Origin of the sequence: Halomonas sp. AOP43-D1-4 (genome assembly GCF_052446175.1) — a bacterium.
GTDB lineage: Bacteria > Pseudomonadota > Gammaproteobacteria > Pseudomonadales > Halomonadaceae > Vreelandella > Vreelandella citrativorans.
The window spans coordinates 1-20,978 of the sequence record NZ_JBQSVY010000008.1 but is presented as its reverse complement, the minus strand read 5'-3'; the positions used below and the strand labels follow the sequence as shown (position 1 = coordinate 20,978).

Sequence of the window (20,978 nt, the reverse complement as noted above, 5' to 3'; positions counted from 1 at the left end):
GCTACGTTGAGGTGTCTGGAGGCGCTTATGTCCCAAGTGGGGTGTTTAATTGATACGTTGAAGCGCCAGCTTCGTGCTCAGGGTAAAACCTATGCCGATGTGGCTCAGTGGCTGGGCCTAAGCGAGGCGTCCGTTAAGCGTCTGTTTGCTGAAAAGCACTTTACCCTGGCGCGGCTTGAGTGCATCTGTGATCAACTCAATATCGAATTTGCCGAGTTGGTACAAGCCATGCAGGCAGAAGAGCTACGGCCCCAGCAATTGACCCAGGCTCAGGAGCAGAGCATCGTTGACGATCGTGAGCTATTTCTGGTCGCTGTCTGTGTTGTTAATGGCTATAGCTTTGACGAAATTCATCATCAGTATCAGTTAAGCGAGACGGAGTGTACACGTCAGCTGCTTAAGCTTGAGCGGCTAAAGCTTATTGAGTTGCTACCTGGTAATCGTATTAGCCGCCGCGTAGCTGCCAATTTCCGCTGGCGCTCTGGCGGCCCCATTCAGCAGTTCTTCCAAACGTATATTGCGAATGAATTTTTTCGCTCACGCTTTGATGGCGAAAGCGAGCAACTGCTGGTCCTCAATGGTCTGCTGTCCCGAGCAGGCAATGACGAGTGGCAGCAGATAATGCAGCGCCTGGCCAAGGAGTTTCACGCCCTGTGCGAAAGAGAAAGTAGTTTTCCTCTGCATAAGCGCTTTGGTACTACGTCGGTATTAGCGGTGCGCCAATGGAAATATGCGTTGTTTCAAGACTATACGCGACAGTTGGATCATTCTTAATGATGTGGGGATGTATTTTGAAATGTCTCCGCCTCTTGGGTTATCCATTCGCTAAAGTGTGTGACCGCTTCGGGTGCGCCTCCGCTCGCCGGTAGAATAAGATCGTAAGCAAAGCGTGATACGAGCGCGTACTTCTCTTTAAAGGGACGTACTAACACACCACTAGCCAGCCGGTCGGCAATTAAGGGATAGCTTGCCAGTACTACGCCTTGGCCAGCAATGGCTTGGTCTAGCGCCAAACTATAAAGCGAGTATTGCATGGGGGTGGGTAAGTGGTGGTTTTTTACACCGACGCTATTAGACCATTCGCTCCAGCTCGGTACAGGACTGAAGGCCGGAGTATGCCGCTGCCATTCAACCGAAAGCAGCGGTTGTGCCAGCAAGTCTTCTGGCACCCTAATTTTATTTTTGAAAAGCAGCGCAGGCGAGCACACAGGAAATAGCACGTCTTCGAATAATCTAATGCTATTGACGCCTTGCCACGGACCTTGGCCATAACGCAGTGATAGCTTGGCACGGTTAGGCAACCACAGTGGTGGCGTTAAATTCGCATCGGCATCAAGCGATATATTGATGCCACGTTCACGTGCTTCGAATCGATGAAGTCGCGGTAGTAGCCAAAGCTGTAAAAAAGAAGGTGGCGCGCTAATAATCAGCTCAAAAGCTTCGCTAGAGCGCTGTGTGATATGTTCCACCCCACTTGCAATAAGTGATAACCCCGCCTGCACATCGTCGAGCAGCATTTTACCCGCCTCGGTGATTAACACGCCATTGGCGTGTCGCTCGAAAAGAGTGACGCCCAACCTTGCCTCTAGCTGTTTGACTTGGCGACTAACGGCACCAGGAGTAACGCTGAGCCGAGTGGCGGCTTTTTTGAAGCTGTTTTCACGAGCAGCCTCAGAGAAAGCACGCAGTGCATTAAGCGGTAGTCTTTCAATTTTCATAGCGTGAGTTTTACTAAGCCTAGGTCGGATAAGTAATCGTTTGTAGAGAGTTTCCTCTGCTGATGCAATAGCCGTCTTATTGCATAGCGAGGTCTACATGCGCAATCTTGAGCCAGATATAGCAACAAAGGTTTACCACAAGGACGTCGTTTTTGAGCGAAAACCCCTAGGGCGAAGAGCGGCATCGTTAATGCTTCTCTTCTGTCTGATATTAGGGTTTCAGCAGGTTGCTATAAAAGGGGTGGCTGAGGAAATATCGCCACTGTCTCAAATTGCTTTACGCTCTTTGCTTGCCGCTATGCTGGTAATACCTTGCGCGCTCTGGCAAGGCATTGGTTGGCGAGATGTGCGCGCGCATTGGCGGCCGGGGTTACTCGTTGGCTTAGGTTTCACGAGTGAGTTTGTCTTTTTGGCTTGGGGGCTTCATTACACGCTGGCTTCTCACATGTCTATTTTTCTCTATACGGCGCCTATTTTTGCGGCGTTAGGACTGCATTTAATGGTTCCGGGGGAGCAGTTGGCTCAACGCCAGTGGTGGGGTATTGGCTTGGCTTTTACAGGAATGGCCATTGCGATAGCGCCCGGTCAAGCGGGCAGTATGGATACGGAAATACTGATCGGTGACATGATGGGAATAGTGGCGGGGTTATCTTGGGCAGCGACGACGGTGGTGATACGCAGAAGCTCGCTTTCCGAGCAGCCCGCTGAACTCACATTGAGCTATCAACTAAGTGTAATGGCACTGCTGCTATTGCCAGCTGCGTTAATATCGGGGCAGCTAATGAGCGCTCAGTTTACCTCAACGGTAATTTTAAGCCTTGGTTTTCAATCAATTATCGTTTCCTTTGGCGCTTTACTACTGTGGTTTTCGTTATTGCGGAGCTATCGTGCCTCGCAGTTAGGCGTGTTCTCTTGTTTAGCACCGCTTTTTGGTCTGCTTTTTGGTACCCTACTGCTCAACGAGCCTTTGAGCTTTAACTTTTTAATCGGTGGTGTGGCTATCATGCTCGGTATCGTGGTGGTAGTGCGCTAACTACTGACTCATCCTTCGCTGAAAAAAACTCATTTTATGTTATCGAACGCGTTTCAAGCGCTTGCCTGCCCACTCGATGGCGACCCGCTGACTCAGGCAGAAGGCGCATGGTGCTGCCCGGCAGGGCATAGTTTTGATATTGCCAAACAAGGCTATGTGAACCTTTTGCCGGTTCAGAAAAAACGTTCAAACGATCCCGGTGACAGTAAGGCCATGGTGGCTGCCCGGCAGCGTTTTCTGAATGCAGGATATTACCAGCCTATTGCTGAAGCTCTTAATCACGCTGCCTTGAGCGGCGTGTCGGAAAATATGCCGCTAAGCTGTCTGGATGCCGGTTGTGGTGAAGGCTATTACCTGCGCAAGCTGGCCCAAGCGGCGCCTGATACGGCTCTGCTTGAGTTAATCGGCTTGGATATTTCCAAGTGGGCGGTCATGGCAGCGGCCAAGCAAAGCCGTCAGCAAGAGCCGAACCGTCAGCAGGAACAGTCAGCCACCTGGGTGGTCGGCAGTAACGCCAACTTGCCCGTGCAAGCTGCCTCGTTGGATAGGCTGTTATGCATGTTCGGCTTTCCCGTGATGAGCGAGTTTTCCCGAGTGCTTAAGCCAGGTGGAGCGCTATTACAGGTGGAAGCAGGCGCAAATCATTTGCGCGAGTTGCGCGAAATCATCTACCCAACGCTTAAGCCTGAACGCAGTGGTGAGCAGGCAGTGCCGGAAGGGTTTGCTGCGCAAGCATCGGAAACGGTCAGTTATTCGCTCACGCTGAATGGCAAAGAGGCTATTGCGGATTTGCTGGCCATGACCCCGCACCTTTATCGGGCAAGCGCTGAGGGCCGAGAAAGAGCGGCAGCACTGAAGACACTCATCGTGAGTGTTGATGTGCGAGTGATTAAATGGATTAAAAACGCATAGAAGAAGGGTAGGCAAGCCGTGGTTGGCGGCTTGTTTGGTTTGGTCAGAACTTTACCAACCCCAAACGCAACAAGGCCCGCCGAGGCGGGCCTTGTCAGTCAGACCCTAGGGTCTGAGCAAACACTTAATAATAAATATTAAGAAGTTTGCTTGATGTTAGAAGCCTGAAGGCCTTTTTTACCCTGGGTAACGTCAAAAGAAACGCTAGCGCCTTCTTGAAGGGTTTTGAAGCCGTCAGACTGAATTTCGGAGAAGTGTGCAAACAGGTCGTCGCTGCCGTCAGAAGGAGCGATGAAACCGAAGCCTTTAGTGTCGTTGAACCATTTAACTGTGCCAGTTGCCATGATTAAATCCTTTCGCGCATAAGCGCCGTAATAAAGTTCCTGGTATTACCCAGATTGAAGTAGCGGGTGAAACAAGGAATACAATATCAGGCTGCCGAAAGAATCGTACGCTTCTGAAACCATGCTGCTTGCTAACCAACTGACGATACAGTGCCATGATTCGCGGCGCGCGTCAACGGGTTTGTGCATTTGTTTTCTAAGCCCAAGGCAATATTTCACTCTTGCGCACCACTGGCCATGTCGCGAGTGCTAAGTACTTAATACTAATTACTTAGTGGCTGCGCTTGTGCATGGTGAGCTGCAATAACGCACCGCTTGCAGCAAGCGCACCAGCACTTAACGCAAGCGTCCAAAGAGGAAAGGCACTGGCAAGCATAAGCCCGCCTACCGCCGCCCCAATCGCGCTACCCAGGTAAAGCGCTGATTCGTTCAGGGCCACGGCGAGATTGCCATCGCCATGCGGTTTGCGAACGTGCATTAGCGCGTTATTTTGCGGCACCTGTAACGCCCAGCCGACGGCTCCCCATAGGGCGATAGGCACAAGCGCAAGCCATGGATGCAGAGCTGCTGCAATTGGCAGGCTTATCAGTGAAACGGCCAAGACCAGCATAATAGTCAGTACAACGCTGGAGCCTTGGCTCTTATCCACAACCGGTCCAATTAAAAAGCTGCCCAAAATCCCGCCAACGCCCCAAACCCATAAATAAAGTGCAATAGAGGGAGGGCTGCCAGAAGTTGATGCTGCTATAAGCGGTGAAATAAAGGTATACATCCCAAGACTTGCTACGGCAGCTAACAGCGAGACAGCTAAAATGGTCATGGTTGTGGGGTGCTTCAAGATGACCAATTTGCGCCGCAACGATATATAAGGCGCTTCGGGAATATCGGGGAGCTTGTAGTACAGGCCTGCCAGGGAAATCGCGCCAAGCAGTGCAATCAGCCACATGGCCGAGGCCCAGCCCAGTTGCTCTGCGAGTAATAGGCTAAGCGGTACGCCAAGCACGGTGCCACTCGCCATTCCGCCCATAATCATCGCAATGGCGTTGCCGCGCTGCGCTTCAGGTGCGAGTGCCGCCGAGGCTGCAATTCCTAGCGCCAGATAAACCCCAGCTCCCACGCCAGCCAGTGCTCGCCAAGCCATTAGCGTGACAAAGCTTGTGGCCAGCGCGCTTGCAACATTTGCAACAACGAAGATCGCCAATGCGAGGATTAACCCTGTGCGCTGCTGATGACCTGGCAGGAGCGCGACCACGATGGGAGAAACCAGGCCATACGCCAGTGTAAATGCCGTTACCAGTTGTGCCGCCATTGCATCTGATACTAAAAAAGCGGGAGTAATCAGGGGAATAAGGCCTGCGGTGACATAAGACGCCATCCCCAAAGAAAAGGCGCCCAAGGCAATTAAATAAATCGATAGTCGAGAAGAAAATGCCATTAGGTTCTCCAGTCAGGCTCATACGTTACTTGGTAGGCATCTATTGCTGACGGCTGCCAAGCGGTGAGTGCGCTATTCTGGAGAGGCTTTAAAGGGGGTACAATTTAACTGTTTATACTATTACTAAAGGCAACAAGATGGCGGCAGTACGTTCTTTAAACCGCACCCGCACCGAGCTTGGGGAATTCCTGCGTAGCCGACGCGAGCAGGTAACACCTGAAGAGGTTGGTTTACCCGTGGGTAAGCGGCGGCGCACGCCTGGCTTACGCCGCGAGGAAGTCGCGGCACTCGCCGGGGTTGGATTGACCTGGTACACGTGGCTGGAGCAAGGGCGCGATATTCGCGCCTCGGCAGATTTCCTCGACCGCCTTGCGCGTACGCTTAAGCTTGATGCCACCGAGCGGCGCCATCTGTTTTTGCTGGCGCACCAACGGCTCCCCGCTGAGCCGGGAAAAACATGGTGCATAGTGCCGCCTTTGATACTTCGTCTGATGAACGATTTACCCACTCGGCCTGCCTACGTGTTGAATTTGCGCTGGGATGTGCTGGCCTGGAACCACGCGGGTGATCGTCTGTTTGGCTTCTCTAAACATCCACCGGAGCAGCGCAATCTTCTGTGGCTACTGTTTACCGATGCAGCCACTCGCGGGCTTTTCGACCCTTGGGAAGTGCAGGCCCGCCAAATGCTCGCCAGTTTTAAACGCGATGCGGCCCGCGCGCCAGAAGACCCGGCGATCAATGCGTTGATCAAAATGCTGGTCCACGTGGATAAGGATTTTAAAACGTGGTGGGCAGGGCAGGATATCCACGGACCTTGCCATGGCGTTCGACACTTTCACTTCGCGCCGTTAGGGGCGCTCGATTTTGAGCATACCTCGTTGTTGGTTGACGAAGACCGCCACCTGCGGCTGGTCTATTACGTTATTAAAGACGGCGCCACTGAAAACGACGTTGCTAACCATGGCATGGGTAACGAAGAGGCGTTTAATCGCTGGCTTCTGGACGCACACACGCCAGCATCATAATGAGTGGTTCCAGGCTTTTTCCAATAGACAGCGGCTGGACGTTCACTTAAAAGATAATAGTGATCTATTCGTAAATGGTTAAAGAACGCGTTCCCTGTGCACGTCAGGCGTTTCTTGAATGGGTTTCGAAGGCCCGATGGCATATAAACGTTGTATTTTAGCCCCGGCTCCGTAGGGTGACGTTTTCAGTTGGCGGGCTCTAATGAGCTTTCTGGGTAAAGGTGACTAACATGGCGGCGCTTTTGAAAGGGTATATGCGCTCTTCGTTGATTCTACGTGTCACGATCGCGTTGCTGCTGGGTGTGGTGGTGGGTTTGTTGGGTGGGGAAACCATCGCCACTTGGCTGGCGCCGGTCGGCGATCTACTGCTGCGTCTGCTGACGTTTCTAATTGTACCCATTGTACTGTTTACGCTGATGGTCGGTATCAACCAGTCAACGGTGGGCAGCGTTGGCCGCGTTGGTCAAAAGGTGCTGCTGTATTACTTGGCCTCTTCCGCGTTCGCAATTGTGGTGGGGCTATCGGTTGCCTCACTGCTTAATCCAGGCAGTGGCATGACGCTGGATGACAGTGCGAGCTTCTCAGTGCCGGAGAATCCGGGACTCGTTGATGTACTGCTTAATATCGTACCGAACAACATTATTGGCGCGTTGGCTGACCAGAACCTGCTCGGCATCATTTTTACTGCGTTGGTGTTCGGTGTCGCTTTGATGAAGGTGCGCCAAAGCGAAACGCACGGCAAAAGCGCTGAGCGGTTGTATGAAATGATCGAAGGCTTGAATGCCGTGACGCTGAAGGTGATGTCGGGCGTGCTGCATGTCGTACCGATTGGGGTATTCGCTATCGTGGCGGAAACCGTCAGCCAGCAGGGGCTTGAAACGTTACTGTCGTTGGGTGACATGGTCATGGTGCTTTACATTGCCCTGGCCGTTCAACTGGCGATTTACTGTGTCATCATGCGGCTTTTGGGAGTGAAACTGCGCCGCTTTTTTCGGGAGGCGCGTACGCCGATGGCCACGGCGTTTGCCACGCAAAGTAGCGCGGGTGTGCTGCCACTGACCATGGATGCCGCCCGCCGTATGGGCATCGCGCAAGGGGTGTATGGGTTTAGCCTGCCGCTGGGAGCGACCATGAACATGGATGGCGCGGCGATCCGGATCGCTATTTCCGCTGTGTTTGCTGCCAATGTGATCGGCGCACCGCTGGATCTTGCCAGCATGGCGCAGATTGTAGTGATCGGTACGCTGATTTCAGTTGGCACTGCGGGCGTACCGGGGGCGGGTATCATCATGATTGCCACCGTGTTTGCTCAGGTAGGGCTGCCTATCGAAACCGTCGTACTGTTAACCGCTATTGATGCGCTGGTAGGAATGGGCGCCACTGCCCTGAACGTAACCGGTGATTTAGTGGGCACGGCGGTGATCGCCAAAAGTGAAGAAGGCAAACAGAAAGACGTGCCTTTAGACGATATATCTTCCACAGTGAAAGAGTAACGAGCAAGGCCATTAATCGACAGGAGACGCCGGGATGAATGACCAGGAACTCACTTACTTGACCCGTGCCATTGAGCTGGCTGAAGAAGCCCTTGATGCGGGCGATGAACCCTTTGGTAGCGTGCTGGTAAGTGCACAAGGAGATATTCTTGCCGAGGACCGTAACCGAATTGTCAGCGGTGACGTGACGCAGCATCCCGAGTTCACGCTGGCACGTTGGGCAGCACAACACATGACGCCAGAGGCGCGCGCTAAGGCAACGGTGTATACCACAGGTGAGCACTGCGCCATGTGCGCAGCCGCGCATGGTTGGGCAGGGCTTGGCCGGATCGTTTATATCAGCTCATCTGAACAGTTAGGGCGTTGGCTAAATGACCTGGGCGTCGCACCACCTGCGGTAGCCTCCTTCCCTATTCAGCACATTGTGCCAGGACTTGAAGTAGCAGGCCCGTTAGCGGGGTGGGATGAAAAGGTCCATGCGCTGCACCAACGGCGCCATGCCGTTTAGCGAGTAGCAACAAAAGAGCCGGAGATTTCAACACCAAACGATCACTGCAATTTACCTTCCCCCCGAAGCGCGATGTACGGGGGGAAGGCCTCTTTAACGAATTACAAAACCCTTGCCGACGGAATCACGCTCGTCAATCAGCCATTTGGCGTAACCGATGAGTTCGGCCGTGCCTTGCACGCTAGGTCGAATAGCGGCATATCCTCCAATATCGGTTTTTCCTAATATTTTGCCGATGAAACGACCGCTGCCCAATAGGCCCTCAGAGTAAATTTCCTTGCCCTCTTCAAGTTCGTTTCTTGCATGAAACATTGCCATCATTGCACTGGTTCCCGTGCCGCCAGGCGAGCGGTCTAGCTTACCGCCTGAGAACACATGAACATTACGGTAAAGTGAGTCTGGGTGTGTTCCTTCGTGCCAGAACGTAACGAAGTTCAGCCCATTAATATGAGAGTGAACAGGATGGCGGATCGACATGCGCTTATTAACCTCCGCCTTAACCGCCTCTCCTGCCATCGAGAAATAGCTACCATTTTCAGGGCAGATTGGCTGCTTATCAGAGGGAATGCGAATGATGGCAAAGAAGTTACCACCGAATACCAAGTCGGCTTTAAGTGTCCCTAGGCCTGGAACTTCGATGGGAATATCCTGTTCCATTACGAAAGCGGGAACGTTCTCAAAGCGAGTCCAATGCACTTTGTCGGCGTCAGCCTTGACCTCCGATACGACGGTGCCCGCAGTGGTTTCAAACCGGATGCGGGTAATGCCATCTTCTTGTGCTGGCGGCGCCAAACGGTGAGAAACCATTGCCATGGAAAGCGCTATAGTGCCATGTCCACACATGTCGACGAACTGTTCGCCATCCATCCACAGCATACCTGCATCATGATGTTCGTCAGAAGGTGGAGTAAGAAAAACACCAAACATGTGCTGATGACCGCGAGGTTCACGCATCAAACTTGTGCGGACATGGTCATGATGCGTCTTTAAATAAGTGCGTTTAGCCAAGATATTGCTGCCAAACGGGTAGGGGATACCCGCATGTACGATGCAGGTTGGCTCGCCTTCAGTATGGGTATAGATAACATCAAGAAATTGTTGGTTGTTCATGGTTGCTTCTTCCTCTGAACTGCGTTGTTGAATATATTAATATTGGGTTAAAGGCCAAACCAGCGGGGTACGCTCATGACCATGCCAGCAGGCCAGACGATCACGGCAATCAATACCGCCAGCATGACGGCAATGAAGGGCAAGTTGGCATAGGTAATGCGGATGACATCGACACGTGATATCACGCTAGTAATAAACAAGGCGGCCCCAACGGGTGGTGTTTGCTGACCGATGCCCCAGCAAAGGATGACCACCATGGCGAACTGGAGAGGATCTATTCCCAGTAATTGAACACTTGGTAGAAACAGTGGCACCACTATGAACATCATGGCGATGCCATCAAGGAAAGTGCCGGCAATGATCAATACAAGGCTCAATATCAGTAAGAAACCGATAGGCCCCATATCCAGGGCTGCGATTGGACCGAGGACTAACTGCCCCAGGCTTTGATAAGTGAAGGTATAGCCGAGTGTATGTGCCGCTGCAGTTACAAACATAACCGCACCGGTTAGCACGGCACTTTCAACCAGTGCCCGGTAAAGCGCTTTAGGCGAAAGCGAACGGTAAAGAACCATGCCTGCAAAAATGCCGTAAGCGACCGCTATCGCAGAGGCTTCTGTCGGTGTGAAAATACCTCCAAGAATGCCCCCAAGAATAATCACCGGCATCAGGAGCGCTGGGAAGGCGCTTATAAAGCTACTACCAAGATGTTTGAGCGAGAAGGCTTCTTCAATAGGGTATTGGCGCTTTACCGATATCCACCACGCCATTAGGATCAGGCCGATGGCGATGACAAGACCTGAAACAAGCCCCGCAGCAAATAAAGCACCTGTTGAAAGACCCATATAAGCACTCAACAACACCATTGGAACGCTAGGAGGAATAATAATGCCTATGGTGGAAGATGAGGCAGTTACTGCGGCAGTAAAAGGGGCGGAATAACCTCGTTTGACCATCTGAGGTATCATGACGCCGCCTACGGCAGCCGTATCTGACATGGAAGTGCCGCTCATGCCTGCGAAGAACATGGACGTTAAAATATTAACCGCTGCTAGCCCACCGCGTATGGCCCCTACCATTGATCTAGCCAAATCCACCAGCCGTGCTGAAATGCCACTGTGGTTCATTATTTGGCCCGCAAGAATGAACAGAGGAACTGCCAACAGCGGAAAAGACTCAGTACCTCTATATAAACGTTGCACCAGTACCAGCATATCGACGCCCGCAAAAGCCAGCACGCCGATAGAGACAAGCGTTAACGCAAAGGCGATCGGCATCGCTAGACCAATCAACGTTAAAAGCGCGAGTAGTATTATCAGTAACATCATAGTTCTGGTTCCTCCAATGCATATCTTCGTGCAGCTTCATAGGGAGGTATCTTCGCTTTAGCGGCAACGAAACACTGGCGAAGTAACTCCAGCAACATGCCTGCGCCGGAGATAGGCACTGCGGAATAGAATAACCATTGAGGAGCACCTAGCATGAGCGTGGTGCGGTTTGAAAAAGTCAGCGTTTGCTCAAGGCCCCACACAACCATGATGATGCAAACCAAACAAATAAGCGCTTGATTTATGAAGAAAAGAATCCATTGTCCTCGATAGGGGAGTAAAGCTGCGATAACATCAATGCGCAGATGGGCGCCCTGACGGAGTGCGAGATAACCGCAGAAAAAGGTGACGTAGACTAGCAGGCCTACTAAAACTTCAGCGCTCCATGATAGCGAAGCATTGAGAAGGTAGCGCGCAGCCACTGACGCTAACGCCAGGAGAGTAATGGCAGCCAACAGCAGTGCCGCGACCGCTTCAAAAAAACGATCAAGCATGGTAGTGCTCCTGGGAGTAGCGGCGGGCAAGAAGCGCCCGCCGGGAAGAATGCTCTGTTTTAAGGTAGGTCAGCGATGCGTTGTACCAGGTCTTGCGCTTCTTGAGAAAGATCGTCAGTAAAAGAATCCCAGAGCGGTTGAGAGGCTGTTATAAAGGCATCGGTATCAACACTGTTAACTTCCATGCCACTTCCTTTTACAAGCTCCACGACACTTTGATCGGCCTGCTCTCCAAAATTAGTGGTGGCTTCGAATGCTTGCTCTCCACCTTCAAGTAGAGCTTGCTGTACGTTGGCATCAAGGTCTTGAAAGCGCGATTCGTTCATCAGTAGAAAACCAACGGTGTAAACATGACCAGAGAGCGAGAGATAATCTTGCACTTCGTAAAAGCGACTAGCCTCTACTTCAACCAGAGGGTTTTCTTGGCCATCAAACACTCCGGTTTGAAGTGCAGAGTAAAGTTCTGGATAAGGAAGTGGGGAAGCGTTAGCGCCATAAGCATTAAACATTTCGACACGCTGGCGGCTACCTGGTGTACGGATCCTTAGCCCATTAAGATCCTCGGGTTTTTCAATGGCATGCCGATTGTTGGTAATATGACGAAAACCACCTTCATAGAACCCAATAATGCGATAGCCTTGTTTTTGAAGCGTATCTCTTAATTCTTCACCGATTTCACCACCTAGCACATTGCGCACATGTTCTCGGTCTCTGAAGAGATAAGGAAGAGAAAGAATGCCCATGTCTTCATCAATGGTAGTAATCGGTGTTTCAATAGTGGCTATGTCTAATAATCGCGTATCGATTGCTTCAATATTGCTCACTTGGTCGCCGAGTGAACCCGAGTCAAAACGTTTAATGTCGACGTTATTATTGGTAGCTTCGCTAACGTAGTCAGCCAAGGCATTTAATCCCGCCATTTGAATGCCTTGCTGACTACCGATAGTCGCTGCTCGAAGTTCTATTTCGGCGGCAGCGACATGGCTTGTTAAACCGAGCCCTATAATGCAAGAAACGATATGCCGTGCAGGGAAAAGTGCTTTCATGGTGACGCTCCGGAGGTTGTTTTTGCTGGAGTCATGTCACGGACCTTTATGATCACGTGTATCTAGAGTAGAGTTACGTTGGCGTTATTTATAGAATGTAATAGACAAAAAATTGAATTATTTAGACAAGTTTTGATTGTTAAAACGATTAAAAAATTAGTATTTGAAAGTTGATGTTGAAGCGGTTTACGTATTTTCTTGCCGACGAGATTGACTGGGAGTGCAAGCGTAATGTGCTTGAAAGTCCCGCGCTAGATGGGCCGCATCGGAGAAACCACAGTCTGCCGCAATTTCGGAAATTGAACTATCAGTGTGATGCAGAAGCCATTCTGCATAGCGCAGACGCATGATTTTAAAATAGCGCATTGGCGTAGTTTTAAGCTCTTGACGAAACAGCCGATCAAGCTGTCTAGGGCTCAAATTGATACGCTTGGCTAGATCACAAGTATTTAGGCGTGTGTTTAATGATTGCTCCATGGCAAGTACGGCTACTCGAACGCGCTCATCGCGAATTTCTTGAATAGCTTCGAAGAAATGCGTTTGGGGTGAGTTCGATGTCCGCATGCCATTCAGCATCATATGACGAATAGCCTGCTGGGCTTTTTCTGGACCACATGTTCGATGGATTAGATGAAGCGCCATATCTGTTGCGCCTGATGAGCCCGCACAAGTGATAACGCTGGCGGACTCTAAAAATATTCGATCAGGTGTGGCCTCGATTTTTGGGAACTGCTGCCGAAAATCGTTGATCACGTTCCAGTGTACACATACTCGCTGCCCTCTCAGTAAGCCCGCACGGGCGATTGCAAACGTGCCAGTGCAAACACCAACAAGTTTTACTCCTTGTTTTTGGGCTTCTTTTAAGTAGTGGCTGAGTGCTTTATCTTCATGAGGATTGAGATAGTTATTGCCACCGCAAACGGCAATATGCGTGAATTCATGGGGCTCACGGTAAGGTATTTGTGGGTGGGCTTCTAAGCCACAGCTTGAGACCACAGGGCCTGGTCCCATGATTTGCCAACTGCAATGGATTTGACGACTTCGTCCTCCTTTATCGGCTGCCAAGCGTAATGAATCGATAAAACCGGCAAACGCGTTCATGGTGAATAACGGAAGCAGGATAAATCCGACGCGTAAAGGGGGACGACGTCTTTGCAGCATATGAAGGCGGCTCATGTAAGGTTTACAGACACTACTTCATAAAGTATGCATTGAGCTTGCCAACAGTACCAGGGTTCGACCATCTTATGTAAACGAATAGACGCTGTAATAAAATCGAGTCTATTGTCGCTAAAGAGGTTGATCGTTAAGTGTCTGTTTTACTATATAATATCTGAAATTCAGTGCGTTAAGATCACATAAAGCGCGTGAATGATGCCGGGGGTAAAGCCAAACAGTGTCAGGATGGTATTTAGCCAAAAATGTCTTTTTAGGCAACCTCTTAAAACACACCTAACGGAGGCAGGATGATGGCAAAAATCATCTTGATCGGATCCGTTGCTGTCAACGCCATAAAACCTCCTTTGCTTAAATAGCTTGCGACTGTATCAGTGTAGAAGTTATGCCCACATTTTCTGATTAGCCAAGATGGGCGTATTGCAGATATGAATTGTCATCTGCGGCGTTATTTCTATCTTTAATTAACGCTTTTTTTCAACATCCTTAACTATCATTTTTTATCAGAAAAACGGGGAAGGGAATCCATGTATAAGTTACTACCGCCATCACTACTACTTGCAAGCTGCGCTGTTTCTGGCCCGCTTTGGGCACAAGCCGAGCCAGTATCTACCCAAGCGCTGCCCACCGTTGAAGTGAGTGCACCCCGTTTAGCACGTGAGCTTTATGCCACACCGGCTGCGGTTTCTATTCTGGATCGAGACGCCATTGCTCAGGGCCAGCAGCGTGTGCGGTTGGATGAGTCTTTGGTACGCGTGCCGGGTGTGTTTGTACAAAACCGGGATAATTTTGCCCAGGGCCAGCGTATTGCAATACGTGGCTTTGGTGCGCGTGCGCCGTTTGGCGTGCGTGGTATTACGGTGATGGTTGATGGCATTCCTTATACCTTGCCCGATGGCCAAGCGCAGTTGGATGCCATTGATCTGGACAGCGCCGAGCGCATTGAGGTGATTCGTGGGCCTTCCTCGGTGCTTTATGGCAATGCCGCCGGTGGGGTGATTGATGTGACGACCGCTGACGGGCGTGATAATCCAGGTACACGGCTGCGAGTAGGGGTAGGCAGTGATGGGTATCGTAAAGCTGCCCTGCAAACCGGTGGCGCCCAAGGGGAATGGTCACACCACGTCAGTTTTTCAGCCTTGAACATGGATGGCTATCGCGATCAGAGCTCTACTGAAAAGTATTTGTTGAATGCCAAGCTACGCCGGGAGCTGGGTAGCGAGCGTGTTCTAACCGCGATTGTAAACCTGTTGGAAAACCCGCGCTCGGAAGATCCCGGTGGGCTGACGCTTGGAGCAGCTATGGATAATCCTAAAGGTACGGTTGACTCGGGATTTTATTCTCCAACACGTTTAGATTCACACCAGAAGGTTGATCAGCAGCTAGTTGGTTTGCAGTATGAAGATTTGGCTGCAGGCCCGGGTGAACTCTACCTTAAAGGGTTCATTGCGCGACGCGATTTTGAGCAGCAGTTGCCCTACGTGGGCGACAGCCGATTAGGGTATAAGCGTGATTACATGGGCGCCAGCGCTGAATACCATCATGATATTACCCTGGGCGAGCTGCCGCTGAGCTATGTCGCGGGGGTTGATGTCGCGCGCCAGAGCGATGATCGCTTCCGTAATGATGTGAACGCCCAGGGCGCGGTAGGTGATCAAGTGGCGGATGAAACCCAAAAGGCCACGTCGGCGGGTGTTTTTGCTCAGGGCGACTTGGATATCACCGAGCAGGTAACGCTTTCGTTAGGTGCGCGGTTTGACCGTGTGGAACTGGATATAGATGACCGATATATCGCCGATGAAGATGGTGACCAAAGCGGTGAGCGTACCTATAACGAGTGGAGCGGCTCTGCCGGGCTTAGCTATCGCTATCGTCCTCAGCATCAGGTGTATATCAATACCGGGACTGCCTTTGAAACGCCTACGTTCGCTGAGTTTGCTAACCCGGCAGGCGGTGGCTTTAACCCATCTATTGAGCCGCAAAAGGCCTGGAACCGTGAAGTGGGTATGCGCGGGTATATTGAGCCGCTAGCGATGGATTACGACGTTGCTCTGTTCTCGGTACGTGTGCGTGATGAGCTAGTGCCTTATGACGATGGCGGGCGTACCTTCTATCAAAATGCGGGCGATACCAATCGGGACGGCCTGGAAGTAGCGCTGGGCTGGCAGCTTGCCGATCAGTGGCGGCTAGACAGTGCGTTGACGCTGGCGCGCTATGAGTTTGACCGGTTTTCCACGCCTGATGAGCGCTTTGATGGCAAGCGTATCCCCGGCTTGCCGGAGCAAACCTGGGTCAATCAGCTCACCTGGGAGAGCTCAGCGCACCGTTTTGCCACGCTTGAAACGCAGTACACGGGAGATATGGTCGCTGATAACGCTAATGAAACCGATATAGATAGCTACTGGCTGGTGAACCTTCGCGCGGGGGATGGTTGGCAACTGGGACGCGATACACGCTTAAACGCTTATGTGGGCGTGCGTAACCTGTTTGATCAAGAGCACTATGCCAACGTCCGCTTGAACGGCACCTATGGTCGTTACTATGAACCGGCACCGGGGCGCAGCGTTTACGGTGGGGTAGAGATGCGCTTCTAAGCCCGTGGTATAGGCAAAGGCTTCGGTAGTGGCCACTACACTGTAACGACAGCGGGCAGCCCAAGGGCTGCCCGCTGTGTTATGACGAGACGATGAGTAAACGCTTATTCAGGTAGTGCGTACCCGATAACGTAATCGCCCATTTTAGTTCCGAAAGTGCCGTGACCACCCGCCGTGACCACCACGTACTGACGGCCATCGGCGCCGGTATAGGTCATGGGAGTGGCTTGGCCACCGGCGGGCAAGCGTGCTTTAAAGAGCTCTTCGCCCGTGGTGATGTCGTAACCACGCAGATACTGGTCCAGCGTGCCCGACATAAAGACAACGCCGCTGGCGGTGGAGAGCGGGCCGCCTAGTGCCGGAACACCCACCGGCAAACCAATCGGCAAATCAAAGGGCATGCTGTCACGCGTAGTGCCGTTGCGGTGCTTCCACACGACCTCGGCATTTTGCAGATCGATACCCGCTACATCGCCCCAAGGCGGTGCCTGGCAGGGCAAATCAAATATCGACAGCAGCGGCCCTAGTTCAACGGCGTACGGGGCTCCTGCGTTTGGCTGTAGCCCTTGTTCGCTGGCAGACCCCTGGCCTTCTTCAACCTCATCACGAGGAATCAAGCGCGAGATAAATGCCAAGTACTTGGCCCCGGTGAAGAGCGCTTGGCGCTCAGGGTCAACCGCAACGCCGCCCCAGTTCATCACCCCGACGTTGCCCGGGTAGATGATACTGCCTTCAAGCGAGGGGGGCGTGTACTGGCCTTCATAGCGCAGTGAGTTGAATTGAATACGGCACATCATTTGATCAAACGGTGATGCACCCCACATGTCGCGCTCGGTTAGCGGTGGGGGTAGCAGATTGAGTGCCGAACGCGGCTGAGTTTCTGCTGTCCAGTCGCCTTCAATGGCGCCCTGGGGCGCAGGGATTTCTTCAATCGGCACGATCGCTTCGCCGGTTTCCCGGTTAAGCACGTAAAGGCTGCCCTGCTTTGTCGGCTGAATCACCGCGGGTTGAACGCCGTCACTGGTCGCCAAATCAATCAGTACGGGTTGAGCGGGCATATCCATATCCCACAGGTCGTGATGAACGAACTGATAGACCCAAGCAACCTGGCCGGTTTCGAGTTCAAGCGCCACCAAGCCTGCGCTGTAGATTTCATCGTTTTCGGTACGGTCCGCGCCATACTGGTCGGGCGTTGCATTGCCCATCGGCAGGTACACCAGTCCCAGCGTTTCATCAACGCTAATGGGCGCCCATACGTTGGGCGAGTTGCGCGTGTAGGTTTCGTCATCGGCAAGCGGTTCTGTTTCTTCCGGGTTGCCGCTATCCCAGTTCCATACCAGCTCGCCAGTGCGCACATCAAAGGCGCGGATAACGCCTGACGGCTCATCGGTTGAGCTGTTATCCGTCACGTGGCCGCCCAGGATGACCAGGTTCTCGGTCACGGTGGCGGGGGAGGTGGAGTAGTAGCCGCCTGGGTTGAAGCTGCCGATGTTGCGGGTTAGATCAACTTCGCCGTTTACCCCAAACCCTTCGCACGGCTCACCGGTGTCGGCATTCAGGGCGATCAGGCGGGCATCGGCGGTGGGCAGGTAAAGACGGCGCGGGCACATCACATCGGTTTGGCTAATAATTGCCGAGGGCGCATTGTCGGCATCACCTGCAGCGGTTTCAGTCAAACCACTAAGAATAGCAACGTCGATATCAAAGGCGCTGGCATCCGCAAAGAGTTCAGACGCCTGAACGCCTGCTTCGCTCGCATCATCTGTACCGCTGTCTGCGTAGTTGGCAGCATCGTAGTACGCAAGGCCTCGGCAGGTCATGTGCGCCCAGCCCGAGAAGTCGTCGGCGCCCTGGGTGCTGATTTGCGGGTCAAACTCCCACAGGGTTTCACCGGTTTCGGGGGAAAGCGCCATAGCGCGGCTGTGAGAGGTACAGATATACAGACTGTCGTTAGCTTTTAACGGCGTATTCTGGTTGGTAATTTCGGGAGGGGCGTCGGGGCCCGCCTGGTCACCGGTCTGAATACGCCATACTTCTTCCAGTTGGCCAATATTTTCAGGGGTGATTTGACTTAACGATGAGTAGTGCGTACCCGCGTTGGTGCCGCCATAGGCGGGCCAGTCATCGCCTGCTACCTGGGCGGGGTTGACGCTCTCACTACCCGACGTGCTGTTATTGGCAAGCGTGCCATCAATGGTCGTGGGGTCATCAAATTGGCTGGCGATAGCCACCACTATAGCGGCTGCAATGCTGGCGCTCAGCGCAAGGCTGCCGCCTCGTGAACGAAGCGGCTTTCGCCACCAGGGAAGCAGCATGATGATGCCGATGAGCGCAAGAATGGCGACGCGGGGAACCAACTGCCACCAATCCAGGCCAACTTCCCACAGTGCCCAAAGCAGCGTCGCTATTAAAATTAGCGCATAAAGCCAAAGGGCAGCGCCCCTGCGCATAGCGAGTAAAATACCGGTGGCGGTAATGCCAATGCCAACGATCAAATAGTAGGCACTGCCGCCGAGGCTAATGAGTTTGCCGCCGCCTACCGCTAACGCCAGGCCTGCAACAATCAGTAAGAGGCCTAGCAGTAAGGCAGGCCATTTCCCACGTGCTCGTGTATTTTCATCCATGAGTGTTCCCCCTGTTTATTACGATTGACAGCTTATTACGTTTGATAGCTGTTGATGGCTAGGCTTGGTACCGGCTCCGACGGGGTTTACCCATCAAACAGGTGACTGAGCTGCGCCGAAAGTACCAGTAATGGATGTGAACTGATCAAACGGCGTTGGATAGCGCATAAAAAAGCCACGCTATAAAGATAGCGTGGCCATGGTGTGTTGCTACTATTTATTCATTCTAACACGGTGTTAGCGCTCTAGTGCCACTAGCATCTTGCCAGTATTACCACCTTTGAACAGCTCCAAAAACGCCTCCGGTGTGCCCTCCAGGCCCTCTTTAACCGTTTCCTTGTAATCAATTTTACCCGCCGTTACCTGGGGAGCCACTTCCTTGAGGAACTCAGGGTAGTGATCCCAATGGTCTGCCACAATAAATCCTTGCATCTTCGCTTTGCGTACCACCATTTGAGACAGATTGCTGGGGCCTGGCGTGGGTTTTTCGGCGTTATAACTTCCGATCATGCCGCAGACCGCAATACGAGCGCCTTCATTTAGCTGGCTTAATGCGGCTTCCAGGCAAATGCCTCCCACATTTTCAAAATAAACGTCAATGCCTTCGGGGCTGGCCAGCTGTATCGCATCGCTTAACTCGTGAGCGCTGCGGTCGCGGTAGCTAACGGGCTCAACACCCAACGACTCAAGCCACGCAAGCTTATGCGCTGCACCTGCAATACCGACCACGTGACAACCCTTGGCCTTGGCAAGTTGAACCACTAGTGAGCCCACCGCACCGCTGGCAGCACTTACCAACACATTGTCGCCAGGGCGGCACTCGGCAATGCGGTTAAGGCCGGTCCAGGCAGTCATGCCAGGCATGCCCAATACCCCAAGATATGCCTGCTCGGGTACATCAGCGTTGGGTAGTGGATAAACGCCTGATGAAGAGATCTGAGCGATATCGCGCCAGCCACCCATATGGCTAACAATATCGCCCTCTTTTAAGCGTTCATCGCTGGAGGCAATCACTTCGCCTATTGCGCCACCTTCCATCGGCTGACCCAGCCTGAACGGTGCGACATACGTATGTTGCCCGCTCATACGGCCGCGCATGTAGGGGTCTACCGAGAGCCAGCGGTTGCGAATACGCACTTCACCTGGGCTGAGATCAGGAAGTGATTGGGAGTCCAGAGTGAACAGTTCACGTTCGGGTAAGCCGTTGGGGTAATCGGTGAGGGTAAAGAAATGAGACTTCATGCATACCTCCAGTCACGTGAAAGCGTATTAACGTACTTGAAACAGATGTACTTGAAGCATAGAGATCATTACCTTGCGCGCAAGTTCGTTTTTTTTTGAAGTCATTTATGCGGTAAGCCAAGCATCTAAAACACCAGGCAAGAACAGGAGATAAAAAAACAGGGCGCTCAAATGAGCGCCCTGTAGGATTCAGCGAATAACAGAAGTGATGTGTCGTTGAGCGGCTAAGGGGTACCACACACTTAGGGGGTGTGCTATCCGTTAATCCAGCAACGTTACCATAACCGGGGCTACTCCCTGGTTTAGCATGCCCAGTGTGCGTGCTGCTCGTTTGGATAGATCAATAATCCGCCCTTTTACAAAGGGGCCGCGGTCATTGATCAGCACTTCTACTTCTTGCCCTGTATCAGGGCGGGTTACCAGCACTTTCGTCCCAAACGGTAAGCTAGGATGAGCAGCGGTGAGTGCCTGCTGGTCAAACGCTTCTCCGCTGGCAGTGAGCGCGCCTTGAAAGCGATCACTGTAGTAGGAAGCAACGCCTTCCTGTGTATCTGTGTCGTTGGCAAACGCGCTATTTGCTGTCATGGCGATAAGCAGGACAGCTAAACAACTCGTTCGAAATAGTCGTGTAGGGGCTCCCATTGGAGTACCTCAGTTATTCGTGTCGGTCGAGAGTCTCGCAAGCATCAATGAGGTGCCGGATAGGCGAAGGGATGGTAACGCGCTCTTTCAGAGTCAGCAAGCTTTAAGACGTTCGGTACAATTGGCCCCAAAGTTACGTGTTTTTTGATGTTCCCGTTATGACCTTGCATTTCAGGGGGTTAACGGGAGATGTCGGAATATAAGTAAAGTTCTTCTGGTACATTAAAATGATACCGCTCATTGAGCATTTTACT

The 20,978-nt window shown here is 52.2% G+C and carries 19 protein-coding genes; 7 read left to right on the top strand and 12 right to left on the bottom strand.

Annotation, left to right across the window (positions count from 1 at the left end):
- The first annotated feature begins 27 nt into the window (after positions 1-27).
- On the top strand, positions 28-774 hold the full coding sequence (locus tag ACT3RQ_RS09995; RefSeq protein WP_444680396.1) for a helix-turn-helix domain-containing protein: 747 nt from the start codon (positions 28-30) through the stop codon (positions 772-774).
- Here ACT3RQ_RS09995 and ACT3RQ_RS09990 read toward each other — a convergent pair.
- On the bottom strand, positions 771-1,718 hold the full coding sequence (locus tag ACT3RQ_RS09990) for a LysR family transcriptional regulator (protein ID WP_444680395.1): 948 nt from the start codon (positions 1,716-1,718) through the stop codon (positions 771-773). The genes ACT3RQ_RS09995 and ACT3RQ_RS09990 overlap by 4 nt on opposite strands.
- A 97-nt stretch (positions 1,719-1,815) precedes the next feature.
- On the opposite strand from ACT3RQ_RS09990, the gene ACT3RQ_RS09985 reads away from it, so the two are divergent.
- Both ACT3RQ_RS09985 and ACT3RQ_RS09980 read left to right on the top strand, forming a co-directional pair.
- Positions 1,816-2,751 carry a DMT family transporter gene (locus ACT3RQ_RS09985; RefSeq protein ID WP_444680394.1) on the top strand — a complete coding sequence of 312 codons (936 nt, stop codon included), beginning with the start codon at positions 1,816-1,818 and terminating at the stop codon, positions 2,749-2,751.
- Positions 2,752-2,787: 36 nt separating this feature from the next.
- Complete coding sequence (locus ACT3RQ_RS09980; RefSeq protein WP_444680393.1) at positions 2,788-3,663, top strand: putative RNA methyltransferase; 876 nt, start codon at positions 2,788-2,790, stop codon at positions 3,661-3,663.
- A 137-nt stretch (positions 3,664-3,800) separates the two neighbouring features.
- Here the strand turns inward: ACT3RQ_RS09980 and ACT3RQ_RS09975 are convergent, their stop codons facing one another.
- Entirely contained in the window at positions 3,801-4,007 is a 207-nt protein-coding gene (locus ACT3RQ_RS09975) for a cold-shock protein (protein WP_018917934.1), read from the bottom strand.
- 271 nt (positions 4,008-4,278) lie between these two features.
- Positions 4,279-5,442, bottom strand: a complete 1,164-nt coding sequence (locus ACT3RQ_RS09970; RefSeq protein WP_444680392.1) for an MFS transporter — start codon at positions 5,440-5,442, stop codon at positions 4,279-4,281.
- A gap of 137 nt (positions 5,443-5,579) precedes the next feature.
- Here ACT3RQ_RS09970 and ACT3RQ_RS09965 point away from each other — a divergent pair, with 137 nt between their 5' ends.
- The 3 genes from ACT3RQ_RS09965 (at position 5,580) to ACT3RQ_RS09955 (ending at position 8,468) form a co-directional block, all read left to right on the top strand.
- Positions 5,580-6,467: a helix-turn-helix transcriptional regulator gene (locus ACT3RQ_RS09965; RefSeq protein ID WP_444680391.1), complete on the top strand. Its 888-nt coding sequence runs from the start codon at positions 5,580-5,582 to the stop codon at positions 6,465-6,467.
- A 230-nt stretch (positions 6,468-6,697) separates the two neighbouring features.
- On the top strand, positions 6,698-7,960 hold the full coding sequence (locus ACT3RQ_RS09960) for a dicarboxylate/amino acid:cation symporter (protein ID WP_444680390.1): 1,263 nt from the start codon (positions 6,698-6,700) through the stop codon (positions 7,958-7,960).
- Between the two features lie 34 nt (positions 7,961-7,994).
- Positions 7,995-8,468, top strand: a complete 474-nt coding sequence (locus ACT3RQ_RS09955) for a nucleoside deaminase (RefSeq protein WP_192526637.1) — start codon at positions 7,995-7,997, stop codon at positions 8,466-8,468.
- 93 nt (positions 8,469-8,561) lie between these two features.
- Here ACT3RQ_RS09955 and ACT3RQ_RS09950 read toward each other — a convergent pair whose 3' ends face one another.
- The 6 genes from ACT3RQ_RS09950 to ACT3RQ_RS09925 all read right to left on the bottom strand — a co-directional run bounded on the left by ACT3RQ_RS09950 (position 8,562) and on the right by ACT3RQ_RS09925 (position 13,849).
- On the bottom strand, positions 8,562-9,578 hold the full coding sequence (locus tag ACT3RQ_RS09950; protein WP_444680389.1) for a proline racemase family protein: 1,017 nt from the start codon (positions 9,576-9,578) through the stop codon (positions 8,562-8,564).
- A gap of 47 nt (positions 9,579-9,625) precedes the next feature.
- The gene (locus tag ACT3RQ_RS09945) at positions 9,626-10,906 is read right to left on the bottom strand and encodes a TRAP transporter large permease (protein ID WP_444680388.1); all 1,281 of its coding nucleotides are present in this window, start codon (positions 10,904-10,906) and stop codon (positions 9,626-9,628) included.
- Positions 10,903-11,400 (bottom strand): TRAP transporter small permease, encoded by a 498-nt coding sequence (locus ACT3RQ_RS09940; RefSeq protein ID WP_444680387.1) that lies wholly within the window; start codon positions 11,398-11,400, stop codon positions 10,903-10,905. Before ACT3RQ_RS09940 ends, ACT3RQ_RS09945 begins: the two co-directional genes overlap by 4 nt.
- A gap of 59 nt (positions 11,401-11,459) precedes the next feature.
- Positions 11,460-12,446: a TRAP transporter substrate-binding protein gene (locus ACT3RQ_RS09935; protein ID WP_444680386.1), complete on the bottom strand. Its 987-nt coding sequence runs from the start codon at positions 12,444-12,446 to the stop codon at positions 11,460-11,462.
- A 186-nt stretch (positions 12,447-12,632) separates the two neighbouring features.
- Complete coding sequence (locus tag ACT3RQ_RS09930; protein ID WP_444680385.1) at positions 12,633-13,607, bottom strand: GlxA family transcriptional regulator; 975 nt, start codon at positions 13,605-13,607, stop codon at positions 12,633-12,635.
- A 179-nt stretch (positions 13,608-13,786) separates the two neighbouring features.
- Positions 13,787-13,849, bottom strand: a complete 63-nt coding sequence (locus ACT3RQ_RS09925; RefSeq protein WP_444680479.1) for a YqaE/Pmp3 family membrane protein — start codon at positions 13,847-13,849, stop codon at positions 13,787-13,789.
- Between the two features lie 300 nt (positions 13,850-14,149).
- On the opposite strand from ACT3RQ_RS09925, the gene ACT3RQ_RS09920 reads away from it, so the two are divergent.
- Positions 14,150-16,216 carry a TonB-dependent receptor family protein gene (locus tag ACT3RQ_RS09920; protein ID WP_444680384.1) on the top strand — a complete coding sequence of 689 codons (2,067 nt, stop codon included), beginning with the start codon at positions 14,150-14,152 and terminating at the stop codon, positions 16,214-16,216.
- A 104-nt stretch (positions 16,217-16,320) separates the two neighbouring features.
- Here the strand turns inward: ACT3RQ_RS09920 and ACT3RQ_RS09915 are convergent, their stop codons facing one another.
- The 3 genes from ACT3RQ_RS09915 to ACT3RQ_RS09905 all read right to left on the bottom strand — a co-directional run bounded on the left by ACT3RQ_RS09915 (position 16,321) and on the right by ACT3RQ_RS09905 (position 20,667).
- Complete coding sequence (locus tag ACT3RQ_RS09915; protein WP_444680383.1) at positions 16,321-18,840, bottom strand: glucose/quinate/shikimate family membrane-bound PQQ-dependent dehydrogenase; 2,520 nt, start codon at positions 18,838-18,840, stop codon at positions 16,321-16,323.
- 237 nt (positions 18,841-19,077) lie between these two features.
- Positions 19,078-20,082, bottom strand: a complete 1,005-nt coding sequence (locus ACT3RQ_RS09910; RefSeq protein ID WP_444631407.1) for an NADP-dependent oxidoreductase — start codon at positions 20,080-20,082, stop codon at positions 19,078-19,080.
- Positions 20,083-20,343: 261 nt separating this feature from the next.
- Complete coding sequence (locus ACT3RQ_RS09905; protein WP_406565430.1) at positions 20,344-20,667, bottom strand: septal ring lytic transglycosylase RlpA family protein; 324 nt, start codon at positions 20,665-20,667, stop codon at positions 20,344-20,346.
- Between the last annotated feature and the right edge of the window lie 311 nt (positions 20,668-20,978).